Annotated in this window: 11 protein-coding genes; 2 read left to right on the top strand and 9 right to left on the bottom strand. The window is 74.5% G+C overall.

Features of this window, described 5'->3' with window-relative positions:
* Nucleotides 1-6 precede the first annotated feature (6 nt).
* Nucleotides 7-426 (bottom strand): MGMT family protein, encoded by a 420-nt coding sequence (locus tag K7787_RS04950; protein WP_247720542.1) that lies wholly within the window; start codon nucleotides 424-426, stop codon nucleotides 7-9.
* Between the two features lie 186 nt (nucleotides 427-612).
* Between K7787_RS04950 and K7787_RS04945 the strand changes: the two genes are divergently transcribed.
* A complete protein-coding gene (locus K7787_RS04945) occupies nucleotides 613-3552 on the top strand; it encodes a lysylphosphatidylglycerol synthase domain-containing protein (RefSeq protein ID WP_223000601.1) in 2940 nt (979 codons plus the stop codon).
* Nucleotides 3553-3639: 87 nt separating this feature from the next.
* Nucleotides 3640-5199 carry an alpha/beta hydrolase gene (locus K7787_RS04940; RefSeq protein WP_223000600.1) on the top strand — a complete coding sequence of 520 codons (1560 nt, stop codon included), beginning with the start codon at nucleotides 3640-3642 and terminating at the stop codon, nucleotides 5197-5199.
* A 93-nt stretch (nucleotides 5200-5292) separates the two neighbouring features.
* Here K7787_RS04940 and moeZ read toward each other — a convergent pair whose 3' ends face one another.
* The 8 genes from moeZ to K7787_RS04900 all read right to left on the bottom strand — a co-directional run bounded on the left by moeZ (nucleotide 5293) and on the right by K7787_RS04900 (nucleotide 15819).
* Nucleotides 5293-6471 carry an adenylyltransferase/sulfurtransferase MoeZ gene (gene moeZ, locus K7787_RS04935; protein ID WP_164387823.1) on the bottom strand — a complete coding sequence of 393 codons (1179 nt, stop codon included), beginning with the start codon at nucleotides 6469-6471 and terminating at the stop codon, nucleotides 5293-5295.
* A gap of 63 nt (nucleotides 6472-6534) precedes the next feature.
* Complete coding sequence (locus K7787_RS04930) at nucleotides 6535-7320, bottom strand: spherulation-specific family 4 protein (RefSeq protein ID WP_043261266.1); 786 nt, start codon at nucleotides 7318-7320, stop codon at nucleotides 6535-6537.
* Nucleotides 7308-8270, bottom strand: coding sequence for an NAD-dependent epimerase/dehydratase family protein (locus K7787_RS04925; protein ID WP_009190500.1), 963 nt, complete (start codon nucleotides 8268-8270; stop codon nucleotides 7308-7310). The genes K7787_RS04930 and K7787_RS04925 overlap by 13 nt, the downstream gene beginning before the upstream one ends.
* A 445-nt stretch (nucleotides 8271-8715) precedes the next feature.
* A complete protein-coding gene (locus tag K7787_RS04920) occupies nucleotides 8716-9960 on the bottom strand; it encodes a hypothetical protein (protein WP_223000599.1) in 1245 nt (414 codons plus the stop codon).
* A gap of 104 nt (nucleotides 9961-10064) precedes the next feature.
* Nucleotides 10065-11786 (bottom strand): DUF3492 domain-containing protein, encoded by a 1722-nt coding sequence (locus K7787_RS04915; protein WP_223000598.1) that lies wholly within the window; start codon nucleotides 11784-11786, stop codon nucleotides 10065-10067.
* 264 nt (nucleotides 11787-12050) lie between these two features.
* Entirely contained in the window at nucleotides 12051-13685 is a 1635-nt protein-coding gene (locus tag K7787_RS04910; protein ID WP_223000597.1) for a dipeptide ABC transporter ATP-binding protein, read from the bottom strand.
* Nucleotides 13682-14689: an ABC transporter permease gene (locus tag K7787_RS04905; RefSeq protein WP_223000596.1), complete on the bottom strand. Its 1008-nt coding sequence runs from the start codon at nucleotides 14687-14689 to the stop codon at nucleotides 13682-13684. The genes K7787_RS04910 and K7787_RS04905 overlap by 4 nt, the downstream gene beginning before the upstream one ends.
* Entirely contained in the window at nucleotides 14686-15819 is a 1134-nt protein-coding gene (locus K7787_RS04900; protein WP_223000595.1) for an ABC transporter permease, read from the bottom strand. Before K7787_RS04900 ends, K7787_RS04905 begins: the two co-directional genes overlap by 4 nt.
* Nucleotides 15820-15822: the final 3 nt, after the last annotated feature.

The following is a 15822-nucleotide window of genomic DNA, read 5'->3' as shown; positions in this document are numbered from 1 at the left end:
AAGCTGTCAGGTGTGACCCTGCGCACGTCCACCGCTGTCGCCGCCGTCGCCGCCGTCGCCGCCGTCGCCGTCCCAGCGTGCCCGCCGCATGTCGAGCCGGGGCAGATGGCCCTCGGCCGTCCTGCCCGCCTCGCGCAGGGGCGTGCCCTCCGCGCGGTAGTGGTCGAGGGCGCGCAGTTCGTGGCCCGGGAGCAGTTTTCCGTCGGAGCGGACGACCCGCCACCAGGGCACGGCTCCGCCGTAGAGGGCCATCACCCGCCCGACCTGGCGGGGGCCGCCGGCCTCCAGCCATTCGGCGACGTCGCCGTACGTCATGACGCGGCCCGGCGGGATCAGCTCGGCGACCTCGAGGACCCGCTCGGCGTACTCGGGCAGCGCCTCGGCGGGCTCCGCGCCGCCGTCGCCCCCAGGGCTCACTTCGCTCATCCGCCCCATCCTGCCGCACCCCACCGACAGCGCGAGGTGCCCGCGGCAGCACGGGCCCCTCGCCGCGACGCCGCGCTTCGGGCAGACTGGCGGACCCCGCACCTGCACCCTGATGCCCCCGAGTGTCGGTGGGGCATGCCACCATCGTGCGGGCGGTGACCGGTGATACGAGACCAAGAAGAGAGCATGAAGCAGCAGGGTGTGCACCCCGACGGCGCGGAGGGCACCTCTGGGGTCTCGTCGCGCCCGGACACCGGCGCGAGCGGCGCCGGCCAGGACCAGGACCGGGACCAGGACCGCGAGTCCGGCGACGACCGTGCGACCGGCCGGGACCGTACAGCCGACACGAACGGTACGGCCGACACGAACCGTACGACCGGCGACGACCGTGCGGCCGGCCGGGACGGCCGTGCGGCCGATGAGCAGGCGGCCGCGGCGCGGCGGAAGCCGGAGGACGGCCCGGAGGTGACCCACATCGACGAGGTGGAGGGCGACGAACCGCTGCTCCCCGCGCGCGTGCACCGTCCCTCGGACCTGATGCGGCTCCTGGTGGGCGTGCTCGCGATCGTGGTCCTGCTGGCGATCGCCGCGTTCGCGCACGGCACCACCTCGGGGCTCGAACAGGACATCAACAAGGGCACCGGGCAGGCGCCCGACCTGCTCATCAAGATCGCCGGTCTGGTGTCCAGCATCGCGATCCTGCTGGTGCCGGTCGCCTTCGCGATCGAACGCCTGATCAAACGCGACGGGCTGCGCATCGCCGACGGCGTCCTCGCGGCGGTCCTCGCCCACGGGGTGACGCTCGCCACCGATCTGTGGGTGGCCAAGGCCGCCCCGCACTCGATCCAGGAGGCGCTCACCCAGCCCTCCCCCGGCGATCTGCACGCGCTGACCGACCCGGTGCACGGCTATCTCGCCCCGGTCATCGCGTACATGACGGCCGTCGGCATGTCCCGGCGGCCGCGCTGGCGTTCGGTGCTGCTGATCGTGCTGCTGCTGGACGCCTTCTCGATGCTGGTCACCGGCTACACGACACCGTTCTCGATCATCCTCACGGTGCTGATCGGCTGGACCATCGCCTACGGCACCCTGTACGCGGTCGGCTCGCCGAACGTCCAGCCCACCGGGCGGACCCTGATGGCGGGGCTGCGCACGGTCGGCTTCCACCCCGTCAGCGCGGCCCGCGAGGAGCTGGCCGAGACCGCGGCGGAGAGCGGCGACCGGGGCCGGCGCTACTTCGTCACCCTGGAGGACGGCCCGCCGCTGGACGTCACGGTCGTCGACCGCGAGCAGCAGGCGCAGGGCTTCTTCTACCGGGTGTGGCGCAACCTCACCCTGCGCGGCTTCGCCACCCGCAGCAGCCTCCAGTCGCTGCGGCAGGCCCTGGAGCAGGAGGCGCTGCTCGCGTACGCGGCCATCGCGGCCGGCGCCAACGCGCCCAAGCTGATCGCGACCTCCGAGCTGGGTCCCGACGCCGTGATGCTGGTCTACGAGCACACCGGCGGGCGCACCCTGGACTCGCTGGCCGACGAGGAGATCACCGACGAGCTGCTGCACCACACCTGGCAGCAGGTGCGGGCGCTGCAGTCGCGGCGCATCGCGCACCGCAGGCTGGCGGGGGACGCGATCGTGGTGGATCGTTCCGGCAGGGTGGTCCTCACCGATCTGCGCGGCGGCGAGATCGCGGCCGGCGACCTGCTGCTGCGCATGGACGTGGCGCAGCTGGTGACGACGCTCGGCCTGCGGGTGGGCGCCGAGCGCGCGGTGGCCTCCGCCGTGGGCGTCCTCGGTCCCGACGCGGTCGCCGACTGTCTGCCGATGCTCCAGCCCATCGCGCTGACCCGCGGCACGCGCGCGACGCTGCGCAGGCTGGCGCGGGAGCGGGCGCAGCGGGAGCGCGAGGCGGTCCTGGAGGCGTCCCGGCAGGCCAAGCAGGCCCGGCTGGAACAGGCCGCGAAGGACGCCGGACCGGCCTCGGCGGACACCTCGGGAACGGCCGTCGATCTCACCAAGACCGACAGGCGCGACAGACGCGACAAGGTCGCCAAGAAGGCCGAGCGGGCCGAGGCGCGGGCCGAGAAGCGGGCCATCGACGAGGCCATAGAGGAGGCCCGCGAGGAGGATCTGCTCACGCAGATCCGGCACCAGGTGCTGCGGATCAGGCCGCAGGCGCCGGTCGAGCCGGCCCGGCTGGAACGGGTGCGGCCGCGCACGCTGATCAGTTTCATCGCGGGCGCCATCGGCGCGTACTACCTGCTGACCCAGCTCACGCACATCCAGTTCGACACGCTGTTCGCGCACGCCCAGTGGGGCTGGCTGGTGGCGGCGGTGCTGTTCTCGGCGCTGAGCTATGTGGCCGCCGCGATGGCGCTGCTGGGGTTCGTGCCGGAGCGGGTGTCCTTCGTGCGGACCGTGGCGGCGCAGGTGGCCGGGTCGTTCGTGAAGATCGTCGCGCCGGCGGCGGTCGGCGGCGTGGCCCTGAACACGCGCTTCCTCCAGCGCTCCGGCGTGCGCCCCGGGCTCGCGGTGGCGAGCGTGGGCGCGTCGCAGTTGTTCGGGCTCGGCTGCCACATCCTGATGCTGCTGTCGTTCGGCTATCTGACCGGGACCGAGAAGACGCCGTCGCTGTCGCCGTCCCGGACGGTCATCGCGGGTCTGCTGACGGTCGCGGTGCTGGTGCTGGTGGTCACCTCGGTGCCGTTCCTGCGGAAGTTCGTCGCCACCCGCGTGCGGTCGCTGTTCGCGGGCGTGGTGCCGCGCATGCTGGACGTGCTCCAGCGGCCGCAGAAGCTCGTCACCGGCATCGGCGGCATGCTGCTGCTGACGGCCTGCTTCGTGATGTGCCTGGACGCGTCGATCCGCGCGTTCGGCGACGAGTCGACGTCGCTGAGCATCGCCAGCGTGGCGGTCGTCTTCCTGGCCGGCAACGCCCTCGGCTCCGCCGCGCCGACCCCGGGCGGTGTGGGCGCGGTCGAGGCGACGCTGACGGTCGGTCTGATCGCGGTGGGGCTGCCCAAGGAGGTGGCGGCGCCGGCGGTGCTGATGTTCCGGCTGCTGACGCTGTGGCTGCCGGTGCTGCCGGGCTGGCTGGCCTTCAACCATCTGAGCCGCAAGGGGTTCTTGTAGGACCCCGGGCCGGTCCCTCCGTGCGCCGGGTAGCCCGGACGGCCCGCGTCCCGCGCGGGCGGCCGCGCGCGGCGTGAGGATGGAGGCATGCCGAACCCCCGCGGGCTGCGCGCCGCCGCCCTGACCTCGACCGCCGTCCTGCTGGCCGCCCTGATGGCGGGGTGCGGCGACGACACCGATCCCGGCGGCGGGCCCGCGGGCGGCGACCCGGCGACGCAGAAACTGACCTGGAAGGACTGCCCGCCGCCCGACGCGGCCGAGGGCGGCGGCACGGCGCCGTCCCCGCTGCCGGGCGGCGGCGCCTGGCAGTGCGCGACGATGCGGGCGCCGCTGGACTGGGACAAGCCGAAGGGCGAGACGATCGGCATCGCGCTGATCCGGGCCAGGGCGAGCGGGCCGGGCAAGCGCATCGGCTCGCTGGTCTTCAACTTCGGCGGGCCGGGCGGCTCGGGCGTGAGCACCCTGCCGGCGTTCGCCGCGGACTACGCCAAGCTGCGCACCCGCTACGACCTGGTCAGCTTCGACCCGCGCGGGGTGGGCCGCAGCGCGCCCGTCGTCTGCGAGAGCGACAGCCAACTCGACCGGTACTTCCAGCAGGACGCCACGCCGGACGACGCCGCCGAGCGGACGACGTACCTGAAGAACACCGAGCAGTTCAACGCGGCGTGCGAGAAAAACTCCGGGAAGGTCCTCCCGCATGTGCGCACCACCGACGCGGCCCGCGACATGGACCTGATGCGCCAGGTGCTCGGCGACGACAAGCTGCACTACTTCGGCATCTCCTACGGCACCGAGCTGGGCGGCGTGTACGCCCACCTGTTCCCGCACACCGTGGGCCGCGCCGTCCTCGACGGCGTCGTCGATCCCACGCAGGACCCGGAGCAGAGTTCGCTCGGCCAGGCCAAGGGGTTCCAGCTGGCGATGGACAACTTCGCGAAGGACTGCGTGTCGCAGGTCGCCGACTGCCCCATCGGCGACTCCCAACAGGACGTGGAGAACCGCATCGCCGCGCTGCTCAAGAAGCTCGACGCCAAGCCGATCCAGGGCGTCTTCCCGCGCCGCCTGACCCAGACCGCCGCGACCAACGGCATCGCGCAGGCCCTCTACTCCAAGGAACTGTGGCAGCCGCTCACCGAGGGCCTGGAGGACGCCTACGACGGCGACGGCAGGATCCTCATGCTGCTGTCCGACGCGATGAACGGCCGCGACCAGAACGGCGAGTACAGCAACATCACGGCGGCGAACGTCGCCATCAACTGCGCCGACGAGAAGCAGCGGTACGACACGGCGTACGTGCAGAGGAAACTGCCCGAGTTCCGGTCCGCCTCACCGCTGTTCGGCGAGTTCCTGGCCTGGGGCATGCTCAGCTGCGCGAACTGGCCGGTCAAGGGCGCGGCCGACCACCCCGACGTGAGCGCGTCCGGCTCGGCGCCGGTCCTCGTCGTGGGCAACACGGGCGATCCGGCCACCCCGTACGAGGGCGCGCGCAAGATGGTGGACGCCCTCGGCAAGGGCGTCGCCGTCGAGTTGACCTACAAGGGCCAGGGCCACGGCGCCTACGACAGCAAGAACAAGTGCGTCCAGAACGCCGTCAACGGCTACCTCCTCGACGGCAGACTCCCGTCGGCGGGCACGGTGTGCTCCTGACGGACCCCGGCCCGGACGACGCCACGGGGGCCGCATGCGCCTGGGCGCGTGCGGCCCCCGTGGACGTGGGACCGGGAGGGTCGAGCCGGAGGCTCAGTACACCGGCTTGTGCGGTTCGATCTGGTTGACCCAGCCGATGACGCCGCCGCCGACGTGGACCGCGTCGGCGAAGCCCGCGGACTTCAGGACGGCGAGGACTTCCGCACTGCGGACACCCGTCTTGCAGTTCAGGACGATCTTCTTGTCCTGCGGGAGGCCCTCCAGGGCGTTGCCCATGAGGAACTCGTTCTTCGGGATGAGGCGGGCGCCCGGGATGGCGACGATCTCGAACTCGTTCGGCTCGCGGACGTCGATCAGTTCGATGTTCTCGCCGTCGTCGATCCACTCCTTGAGCTGCTTGGGAGTGATCGTGGAGTCGGCCGCCGCCGCCTGGGCCTCCTCGGAGACGACGCCGCAGAAGGCCTCGTAGTCGATGAGTTCGGTGACAGTCGGGTTCGCGCCGCAGACCGCGCAGTCCGGGTCCTTGCGGACCTTGACCTGGCGGTACTGCATCTCCAGGGCGTCGTAGATCATCAGGCGGCCGACCAGCGGCTCGCCGATGCCCGCGAGGAGCTTGATGGCCTCGTTGACCTGGATGGAGCCGATCGACGCGCACAGCACGCCGAGGACGCCGCCCTCGGCGCAGGAGGGGACCATGCCCGGGGGCGGCGGCTCCGGGTAGAGGCAGCGGTAGCAGGGGCCGTGCTCGGACCAGAAGACCGAGGCCTGGCCGTCGAAGCGGTAGATCGAACCCCAGACGTACGGCTTGTTGAGCAGCACGCACGCGTCGTTGACCAGGTAGCGGGTCGCGAAGTTGTCCGTGCCGTCGACGATCAGGTCGTACTGGCTGAAGATGTCCATCACGTTGTCGGCTTCGAGCCGCTGCTCGTGCAGGACGACGTCGACGTACGGGTTGATGCCCTTGACGGTGTCGCGCGCGGACTCGGCCTTGGAGCGGCCGATGTCCGCCTGGCTGTGGATGACCTGGCGCTGCAGGTTCGACTCGTCGACCTCGTCGAACTCCACGATGCCGAGCGTGCCGACGCCCGCCGCGGCCATGTACATCAGCGCCGGCGAGCCCAGTCCGCCGGCGCCCACACAGAGCACCTTCGCGTTCTTCAGCCGCTTCTGCCCGTCCATCCCCACATCGGGGATGATCAGGTGGCGGGAGTACCTGCGAACCTCGTCTACGGTGAGCTCGGCAGCCGGCTCGACCAGGGGTGGCAACGACACGGGGACTCCGTTGGTCGGTCAATCACTACGGTTGTTCTCCCCGTAACACTGCCACGCCCTTCTTCATTCCGAGACACCTGTTCCGGTACGCGAGACGATCTCATCCCAGTAGCCGGGCAGCCCCTCCCAGGGACGGGCGTGCCGGCCGTGATCCGTCCGGTCGGTGAACCAGATCGTCGCCGCCCCCTGCCAGCGGGCGATGCGCAGCGCCTCCTCCAGGTGGCCGCGCGGCACGCTGTGCACGAAGTGGCAGAAGCGCTCGGGCGGATACTCGGCGGTCCACTCGGCCACCTGCGACCAGCGGTAGTCGTGCCACGCCCCGCTGAAGGTCACCAACTGGTCGGCGTTCTCGGCGTAGCCGGGGTACGGGTGGGTGCCGTGGCCGAGGACGATGTGCGCGTCGCGGTGCAGCGCGCGCAGCGAGGCGACCGTACGGCGGACCTCGGGCAGCGTCACGCGGTCGGCGGGACAGTGCTCCAGCAGGAACCCGTCGACCCGGTACCACTCCAGGTAGCGGTGCGCGTCGGCGATCAGTTCGATACGGGAGCGGGCGCCGTAGGCGGTGTCGAGGTGGCCGAGGACGCGGACGCCCGCGTTGCGCAGCCGCCCGGCGGCGTCCAGGCAGTGCGGGTCGGGCCGTACGCCGGGGCCGCCGTGGGCGACGTCGAGGACGGCCCAGTCCAGCGGGGTCCCGGGCCGGGCGAGCGCGTTCCACTCGGCGGACGCCAGCAGGGGGTGGGCGCAGCCGGGCGCGCCGAGGCCGGTGCGCAGCCCGGTGCCCGGGCCGCCGTCCGTCAGGGTGCCCGCCGGGTGCGACGGCATCCCCGCTCCGTCCGTCAGATGCGGCATGCCGCCTCCATCCAGATGTCGGCCAGGGACTCCTCCAGGCTGATCCTCGGGCGCCAGCCGAGCCGGTCGCGGGCGGTGCGCACATCGGCCTGCTGCCAGCTGCCGCAGCCGTCCGGGTACGGGTACGCGACCGGCGCGGGGTGGTCCGGGTCGTTGCGGGGATGGCCGATGGGGCCTCTGAGGTGGCCGCCGGGCGGGCCGTCGAGTTCGAGGAGGGTGCCGCCGTAGCCGGCCACGCGGGCGAGGACCGAGGCGGCCTCGCGCAGCCGGACGGCGCGGCCCGAGCCGATGTTGATGACGCCCTGCGCGGCCGAGAGCGAGGCCGCGTGCACGGCGCGCGCCACGTCGCGGACGTCCACGAAGTCCCGCTGGACGCCGAGGCCGCCGAGCTTGAGGTCGCTGTCGCCGGACTGCATCGCGCGGCGCATGGCCTCGGCGAGCCGGCCGAGCGGGGAGCCCGCCGGGGTGCCGGGCCCGGCGGGCGAGAACACCCGCAGGACGACGGCGTCGAGGCCGGAGCCGAGGACCAGTTCGGTGGCGGCGAGCTTGCTGACGCCGTACGGGCCGCCGGGGCGGGGCACGGCGTCCTCGGCGGTGGAGGAGCCGGGCTGGCTCGGGCCGTACTCCGCGCCGCAGCCGATCTGCACCAGGCGGGCGCCGCAGCCGCTGCGGCGCAGGGCCTCGCAGACGGTGGCGACGGCGACGGTGTTGTGCCGGGTGAGTTCGCGGGCCCCGCCCCGGGTGGCGCCGGCGCAGTTGATGACGACGCCGGGGTGGACGGCGTCCAGGAAGCGGGTGAGCGCGCCCGGACTGCCGGTGGCGAGGTCGAAGCGGACGTCGGCGTCGTCGCCGCGGCCGAGGGCGGTGAGCTGGACGGCCGGGTCGGCGAGCAGGCGGTCGGCGACGAAGCGGCCGAGGTATCCGTTGGCTCCGATCAGCAGAACCCTCATCGGGCGGCTCCCGGGGTGTGCGCTCCGGTGGCTCCGGATGCTCCGGACGCTCCGGATCGGGCGGTGGTCATCTGGTGTTCTCCTTCGAAAAGGGTGGTGCGATCGGCTCCGGCGGTACGGCCGGTCGCCGGCGACGCGCGGTGGACCGGCTGTGCCTGCGGCTCCGGTCCGGTGCGGTCGGGGGTGTCTGCGGGGGTGCGGCAGCCTGCGCCGACGGGGGCGCGGAGGTGGTCCGGGCCGGCTGCGGTGCGGGGGCCTGCGCCTGCGGTGGCGTGCAGGTTTGTGGCCGCGGTGGCGTGGGGGCTTGTGGCCGCGATGGCCTGGGGGCTTGTGGCCGCGGTGGCCTGGGGGTTCGCGGGTGCGGTGGCAGGGGCGTTCGCGGGTGCGGGTGCGGGCGTGCGGGTGAGGCGGCGGGCGTTCGTGGCGGCGGCCGGTCCCCGGGCCGTCACCGCTGCCCCTCCGTCCTCGCGTGCGCCGAGGCCCGGCTCAGGTTGCGGGTCGCGTGGACCAGCAGGGCCAGGGCCGCCGCGCCGCAGGCCAGCGCGGGCACCCCGCCCGGCCCCCACGCGGTGACGACGGTGTCGACCGGGACGGCGAGCGCGTCGCAGCCCGGCAGGCGGCCCGCGAAGACGCTCGCCTGAGCCGTCGCCTCGGCCGCGGCGGCGGTGCCGAGGGCGACGGCCGGGGCGTGGGTGAAGCCGTGCACGGTGAGGAGGCGGGCGAGCAGCAGCAGGGCGCCGAGCGCGAGGACCTGGGCTTGGCCCGCAGGCTCGTGCAGGACCGCGCCGCACCCGGCGAGCAGGGCGGCCAGCGCTCCCAGGAACAGGGCGAACAGCCCCAGCAGCAACGGCCGTACGGAGGCGGCGAACTCGTCCAGACCGCGGCTGGCGGTCAGCCGCCGCCGGGCGCGTACGGCGAAGAGGTGGGCGGTGAGCACCGCGGGGGCGCAGGCGAGGGCGAGCGCCAGTACGGGGGCGGCGGCCAGGGGCCAGGGGCCGGTGGCGGTGCCGTCGGGCAGTCCGTCGGGGCCGCCGCCGACGGCCGCGTCGAGCAGGCCGTCGCCGAGCGCGGCGTAGCCGACGAGCCAGTACGTCCAGGCGCGGGTGCCGGGGGGACGGGCGCCGGGGGCACGGTCGCCCGACGGACGCCGGACGCCCGTGGCCAGGGGGCCGCGGCGGAGCACGGCGCGCACCGCCAGGGCGACGGCGAGGACCGCGGCGGCGGCCACCGTCAGGCGCGTACGGCCCTCGGTCAGCCGGAGTCCGGCGAGGCCGGCCGCGCACAGCGCGCCGGGGAGCAGGGCGAGCAGGAACGGGACGAGCCCGGTCCGGGGTTCGTCGGCGGGCCTCGGGTACGGCGCCGTCTCCGTGTCGCGCGCGATGCGGGCGTACATCTCCTCGGCGAGCGAGAAGACGTCGCGGTGCCGGAAGCGGGCGGCGGTGCGGTCGGTGACGCCGTGCGCCTCCAGACCGGCGGCGATCTCCAGCGGATCGACGGCGTGTTCGCACAGGTCGCGGTGGCGGCGCATCAGCACCTTGACGGGATCGGCCCCCGCGCGCGGGGCGGCGACGGCGGCGCGCGAAGAGCCTCCGGCGCTCGCGGAGGCCTCGGCGAGCGCGGAGCCGGCAGCCCCCGACGACGCGCGCACCGACGTGGACGCCCCCGCGGCCGTGGTGTCCTTCGCAGCCACACAGTCCGCCGCAGCCGCCGAGGCAGCCGCGGACGCCGAAGTGCTCACAGACCGCGCCCCGTCCAGGACCGGCTCCTGCCGCGGCCGGCCGCCTCTCGGTTCCGTCATCGCGCGGCCTCCGTCCCCGCCCCAGCGGCCCCGGCGAGGGAGGTCGCCGCCCACGCGGGGCCGCCCCGGGCCGCGCGCGGCGTCGCGGCGGGCGCGCCGGTCCAGTGGCCGGCGACGTGCGCCTCGGCCGGGGCCGCGAACGGCAGCGGCTCGCCCGCGCGGTCCAGCACCACGCGCCGTACCGGGCTCTGCGCGACGATCTCCAGGTAGAGGCCGTGGAAGGCGGCGACGTTCTGCTCGACGGTGAACAGTTCGAGCGCGCGGGCGCGCGCGGCGGCGCCCAGGCGCGCACGGCGCTCGGGGTCGGCCAGCAGTGTCGCGCACGCCTGAGCGAGCGCCCGTGGATTGCGTGGGGGCACGACCAGTCCGGTGCCGCCGACGACCTCGACGACCGCGCCCACGTCCGTGGAGACGGTCGCGCGCCCGCAGAGCATGGCCTCGACCAGGCCGAGCGGGAAGCCCTCCACGACGCTGGACAGGACGATCACCGAGCCGGCCGCGTAGGCGTCGGCGGGGGTGGGCGCCTCGGGGCCGCCGGTCTCCTCGAAGGAGACCGGGTTCTCGCCGGCGGTGTGCGGTCCCGTGGCCTCGTCGGGGAAGAGCTGGGCCGCCACGGCCTTGCAGTGGGCGAGGTAGGCGGCCCCGTCGGGGCCGGTCGCCGAGCCCACGATCCGCAGCCGCGCGTGCGGCAGCGCGGTGTGCACCTGGGCGAAGGCGTGCAGCAGGGAGACGAGGTCCTTGGCGGGCTCGACGCGGCCCACCCACACCAGCGTGTCCGGGTCGGCGGTCTGCGGGGCCTCGCCGACCTCGGTGAAGGGGGCCGCGTCCATGCCGGGGTGGACGGTGCGCAGCCGGGCACGGTCGGCGCCGCAGCGCTCCTGCCAGCGGCGGGCGTGGGCGTTGCCGTGGGTGACGAGGGCGGCCCGCTGGTAGACCTCGGCGGCCAGGGCGCCGTGGAAGGCGGCGAGCAGGGCGCGGACGGCCGGGGCGGCGCCGGTGGTGCCGGAGGCCAGGTAGTGCGAGCGCAGCGGTACGCCGTGCTCGGTGACGAGGAGGGGGATGTCGCAGAAGTGGCGGGCGAGGAGTCCGGGCAGCGCGGTGGTGCCGCCGGCCGCCGTGTGGCACAGGTCGGCGGCGCCGAGGCCGTCCTCCTCGTGCCAGTCGAGGGAGAGGGGGCGCAGGGCGCGTTCGAGGTGGGCGGCGACCGCGAGGAGGTCCGGGACGCGCGCCTGGCGCGCGGCGCGCTGTGCGCCGGGCGCGCGGCAGGCGCGTTCGAGGGCGCGGACGGCGGTGTCCGAGCGCAGCGCGCCCGGCAGTCCGCCCTCGTCACGGGCGAGTTCGGCCAGTCCGTAGAGCGCCCTGGCGAAACGGTCCGCCTGGGTGTCCCGGCCGGTCCGGCGGGCCGGGTCGGCGAGTTGGGCGTTGCTCGCCGTGACCAGGGCGGCCGCCAGTTCGCCGTAGCACTCGGCGAAGCGCCGGCGCGCGCGGCGGCCGTAGCCCGCGCGGTCCTCGTCCGAGGTCCACAGGGGCGCCGTACGGACCCGGGCGACCTGCGGCGGCAGCGGGCGCCAGCCCTCGTCCTCCTGCTGCCGGGTGCGGCTGAGCGCGTAGAGGTCGAACTCGTGCTGCCCGAGCCCGTGCACGAGCCGTTCGCACCAGAGTCCGGCGTCACCGCTCACATACGGATAGCCACTCTCCGTCACCAGTCCGACGCGCACGCGTGCACCCCCGATCTCCTTCGTCCCCAGGGCCTCTCGTGTCGATCAGGCCGGTGGATGGCCGCCGGGCGGTGCCGGCGGCGTACAGCGGGACGAAGGTATGCGGACATGCCGGTGGCGCGACGGACGGTTGTCCATCGCGCCACCAGAAGGGGTGAACGGTCGTGACTTTCCCGTGCGGGTCGCGTTTGACCGCGCTAGCGGCTCGCGGAGCTACCCGCCGTCACCCTGTGAGCCTCCCCAGCGGGGGTCCTCCGCGTGCCCTCAGGCCGTGGCCGGCTCCCGGCGGGCGGCCCGGCGGCGGGCGGCCGCCTCGGGGTCGAGCGCGGGCACGGCGGCCAGCAGCTGCCGGGTGTACGGGTCGCGCGGCGCGCCGTAGACCTCGTCGGCCGGGCCCTCCTCGACGATCCGGCCGCGGTGCATCACGGCGACCCGGTCGCTGACCTGGCGCACCACGGCCAGGTCGTGGGCGACGAACACGAGGGCGATCCCCAGTTCCCGCTGCAACTCGCCGAGCAGGGCGACGACCTGGGCCTGGGTGGTGACGTCGAGCGCGGAGACGGGCTCGTCGCACACGATGACCTTCGGGTCGGCGGCGAGGGCCCGGGCGATGCCCACGCGCTGGCGCTGGCCGCCGCTGAACTCGTGCGGGTAGCGGTCGTAGTGCGCCCCTTCGAGCCCCACGCGCTCCAGCAGTTCCGTCACCCGCCGGCGGATGCGCCCCTCGTCGCGCTCGCCGCGCGCCCGCAGCGGGTCGGCGACCGACTCGCCCACGCTGCGGCGGGGGTTGAGGGAGGACACGGGGTCCTGGAAGACCATCTGCACGGCCGGGTCCACCCCGCGCCGGGCGCGGCCCTCGAACCGGACCTCGCCGGCCGTCGGCTCCAGCAGCCCGACCAGCATCCGGCCGAGCGTCGTCTTGCCGCTGCCGCTCTCCCCCACGACGCCGAGGGTCTCGCCCCGGCGCAGGGTCAGCGAGACCCCGTCGACGGCGGTGAGCGTCCTTCGGCCCCGCCCGAACTCGCGGCGCAGTCCCGTCGCCTCCAGGACCGCCTCGCCTTGCCCGGAGTCCGCCTTCCGGGTCTCGCGCGGGGCGTCCACGCGCGGGACGGCGCCCAGCAGTTCCCGGGTGTACGCCGCCGACGGGGCCCCGAGGACGGCGGTGACCGGGCCGTGCTCGACCGCCCTCCCGTCCCGCATGACCAGCACCTCGTCCACGCTCTCGGCGGCGACGCCGACGTCGTGGGTGACGAGCAGCAGGCCCATGCCGGTCTCCTCGCGCAGCGTGTGCAGCAGGTCGAGGATCTGCGCCTGGACGGTCACGTCGAGCGCGGTGGTCGGCTCGTCGGCGATCAGCAGATCGGGTTCGCAGGCCAGCGCCATGGCGATCAGGGCGCGCTGGCGCATGCCGCCGCTGAACTCGTGCGGCCGCGCGCGGGAGCGCCGGGCCGCGTCCGGGATGCCGACGCGCTCCAGCACCCGCACGGCACGCGCGCGTGCCGCACGACGTGAGGCACGCGTATGGACGCGGTACACCTCGGCGATCTGGTCGCCGATGGCGTAGTACGGGTCGAGCGAGGACAGCGGGTCCTGGAAGACCATGGCGGCCTTCGCGCCGCGCAGCCGCCGCAGTTCCTCGCCGGACGCCCGCTGGACGTCGGTCCCGGCGACCAGAACCGAGCCGCGCACCCGCGCCCCGGTGCCGTGGTGCAGTCCGAGCAGTGCCGAGGCGACCGTCGACTTGCCGGAGCCGGACTCGCCGACCAGCGCGAGCGCGGCGCCCCGCGCCAGCCGGAAGGAGAGTCCGTCCACGGCGCGCACCTCCCCGAACTCCACGCTCAGATCGGTCACTTCGACCAGGTTCGTACGGGCGTCGCCCGTGGTTTGGACCGGGCTCATGCGAGCACCACCCGTCGGTCGGCCACCGCGAACAGCACGTCCGCGACGGTGTTGGCGATGACCACGAAGAAGCCGACGACCAGGACCATGCCGACGACCACCGGCAGGTCGACGACGTTCACCGCGTGCACCAGCTCCTGGCCGATGCCGGGCAGGCCGAAGAGGGTCTCGGTGAGGACCGCGCCGCCGACCGCCGAGCCGACGTTGTTGGCGTTGAGCGCGATGACGGGCGCGAGGGCCCCGCGCAGCGCGTGCCGGCCGACGACCGACCGCTCGCCGACGCCGTAGGCGCGGAAGGTGCGGATGTGGTCCTCGGCGAGCGTCTCCAGCATGCTGGCGCGGGTCAGCCGGGCGAAGGCGGCGGCCTCGATCAGGGCGAGCGAGAGCCAGGGCAGCAGCAGGTTCCAGGCCCACTGCTCGGGGTCGTCGGTGAGGTTCACGTACTGCGGGAAGGGCAGCCACTGGAACTCGCCGCACACGACGATCATCAGGACCAGTCCGATGACGAACACGGGGGTGGCCGTGCCCGCGAGGGTGAGCGCGGTGAGCACCCGCTCGGAGGTGCGGCCGCGCCGCCAGGCGGAGAGCACCCCGGTGCCGACGCCGAGGACGAGCCACAGCACCATCGCGCCGGCGACGAGGGACAGGCTCACCGGGAGCTTGGCCGTGATGATGCTCATGACCTGCCGGCCGCTCTGGTAGGAGACCCCGAGGCAGGGCGCCGGGCAGTGCTCCACCGAGGTGCCGGTGGAGTAGTCGTGGCCGGCGACGAGGCCTTCGAGGAAGTGCCAGTAGCGCACGTGCAGCGGGTCGTCCAGGCGCAGTTGCTGGGCGACCTGGTGCAGCTGTTCGGGCGAGCAGCGCGGGCCGCAGGTGATCTGGGCGACGTTGCCGGGGGCGGCGTAGAAGACGACGTAGACGATGACCGAGAGGGCGAAGAGGGTGGCGACGGCGCCGAGGACGCGGCGCAGCACGAAGCCGGTGAGTCCGCCGAAGACGCTCATGCGGTCTCCTCCTTGTCCGTGCCGGCCGCGCGCGCTTCCGCGCCGGTCCCGGCCGTGCGGGGCTGCGTGTCCGTCCCGGCCGTGCGGGGCCGCGGGTCCGTCCCGGCCGTGCGGGGTCCGGCCGCGGTGTCCGGGGTCTCGGCCCCGGCCTCCCGCTTGCGGCCGGTGCCCACGCGCAGGCGGGAGGCGGCGCGCGGGTCCAGGGCCGTGCGCACGCCGTCGCCGAGGACGGTGAGGGCGACGACGGTCACGAACAGGGCGCCCGCGGGGAACAGCAGGTACTGCGGGGCGGCCTGGTACCAGACGTCGGCCGCGGTGAGCATCTGTCCCCAGGACGGGGTGGGCGGCTTCACGCCGACGCCGAGGAAGGACAGCGCGGCCTCGACGGCGATGTTGGTGGGGACGAGCAGCGCGGCGTAGGTGATGACCGGGGCGGCCAGTCCGGGCAGCAGTTCGCGGCGGGCGATGCGCCAGGCGCCCCAGCCGCTGAGCCGGGCGGCGGCGACGTGGTCGAGGCCCTTGAGGGTGAGCGTCTGGGCCCGGACGATCTTGGCGATGTTGCCCCAGGCGATGAGGCCGATGACGAGGGCGACCAGGACCGGGCGCGGGAAGCTCTGCGGCACGATCGCGAGCAGCGCCAGCGACATGATCATCAACGGCATGGCGACGATGATGTCGGTGAGCCGGCTCAACAGTTGATCAACCCAGCGGTTGCCGAGCGCGGCGGCGACGCCGACGGTGACGCCGAGGGCGATCTGCACGACGGTCGCGGCGAGCGCGACGCCGAGGGAGACCCGCGCCCCGTACACGAGCCGGGCGAACAGGTCGCGCCCGGTCTGCGGTTCGACGCCGAGCCAGTGGTCGGCGCCGGCGCCGCCGAAGGAGCCGACGGGCACTCCGCCGCGCGCGGAGTCGATCAGGCCGGGGTGGTAGGTGGTCGGGTCCTGGCCCTCCAGGGCGGTGAGCAGGGGCGCGGCGAGCGCGACCAGGACGAGCAGGGCGACGACGACGGCCGCGACGAGGGCGGCGCGCTGCGCGCGCAGCCGCCGCCAGAACGGGCGGGCCCCCGGGGCCGCCGGGACGGAGACGTCCGTCGCGGCGGCCTCGGAGGCGGCGAGTACCTCACTCACGGC

The sequence above is a fragment of the Streptomyces sennicomposti genome (assembly GCF_019890635.1).
GTDB lineage: Bacteria > Actinomycetota > Actinomycetes > Streptomycetales > Streptomycetaceae > Streptomyces > Streptomyces sennicomposti.
Note: the sequence above shows the minus strand (reverse complement) of the source record. Positions and strands in the feature narration are given on the sequence as shown.

What these genes read in the sequence shown, in the direction of transcription:
- K7787_RS04905 (WP_223000596.1), bottom strand. Translation starts at nt 14,689, where the DNA reads ATGAGCGTCTTCGGCGGACTCACCGGCTTCGTGCTGCGCCGCGTCCTC.
- K7787_RS04925 (WP_009190500.1), bottom strand. Translation starts at nt 8,270, where the DNA reads ATGAGGGTTCTGCTGATCGGAGCCAACGGATACCTCGGCCGCTTCGTC.
- K7787_RS04950 (WP_247720542.1), bottom strand. Translation starts at nt 426, where the DNA reads ATGAGCGAAGTGAGCCCTGGGGGCGACGGCGGCGCGGAGCCCGCCGAG.
- K7787_RS04910 (WP_223000597.1), bottom strand. Translation starts at nt 13,685, where the DNA reads ATGAGCCCGGTCCAAACCACGGGCGACGCCCGTACGAACCTGGTCGAA.
- K7787_RS04945 (WP_223000601.1), top strand. Translation starts at nt 613, where the DNA reads ATGAAGCAGCAGGGTGTGCACCCCGACGGCGCGGAGGGCACCTCTGGG.
- K7787_RS04940 (WP_223000600.1), top strand. Translation starts at nt 3,640, where the DNA reads ATGCCGAACCCCCGCGGGCTGCGCGCCGCCGCCCTGACCTCGACCGCC.
- K7787_RS04930 (WP_043261266.1), bottom strand. Translation starts at nt 7,320, where the DNA reads ATGCCGCATCTGACGGACGGAGCGGGGATGCCGTCGCACCCGGCGGGC.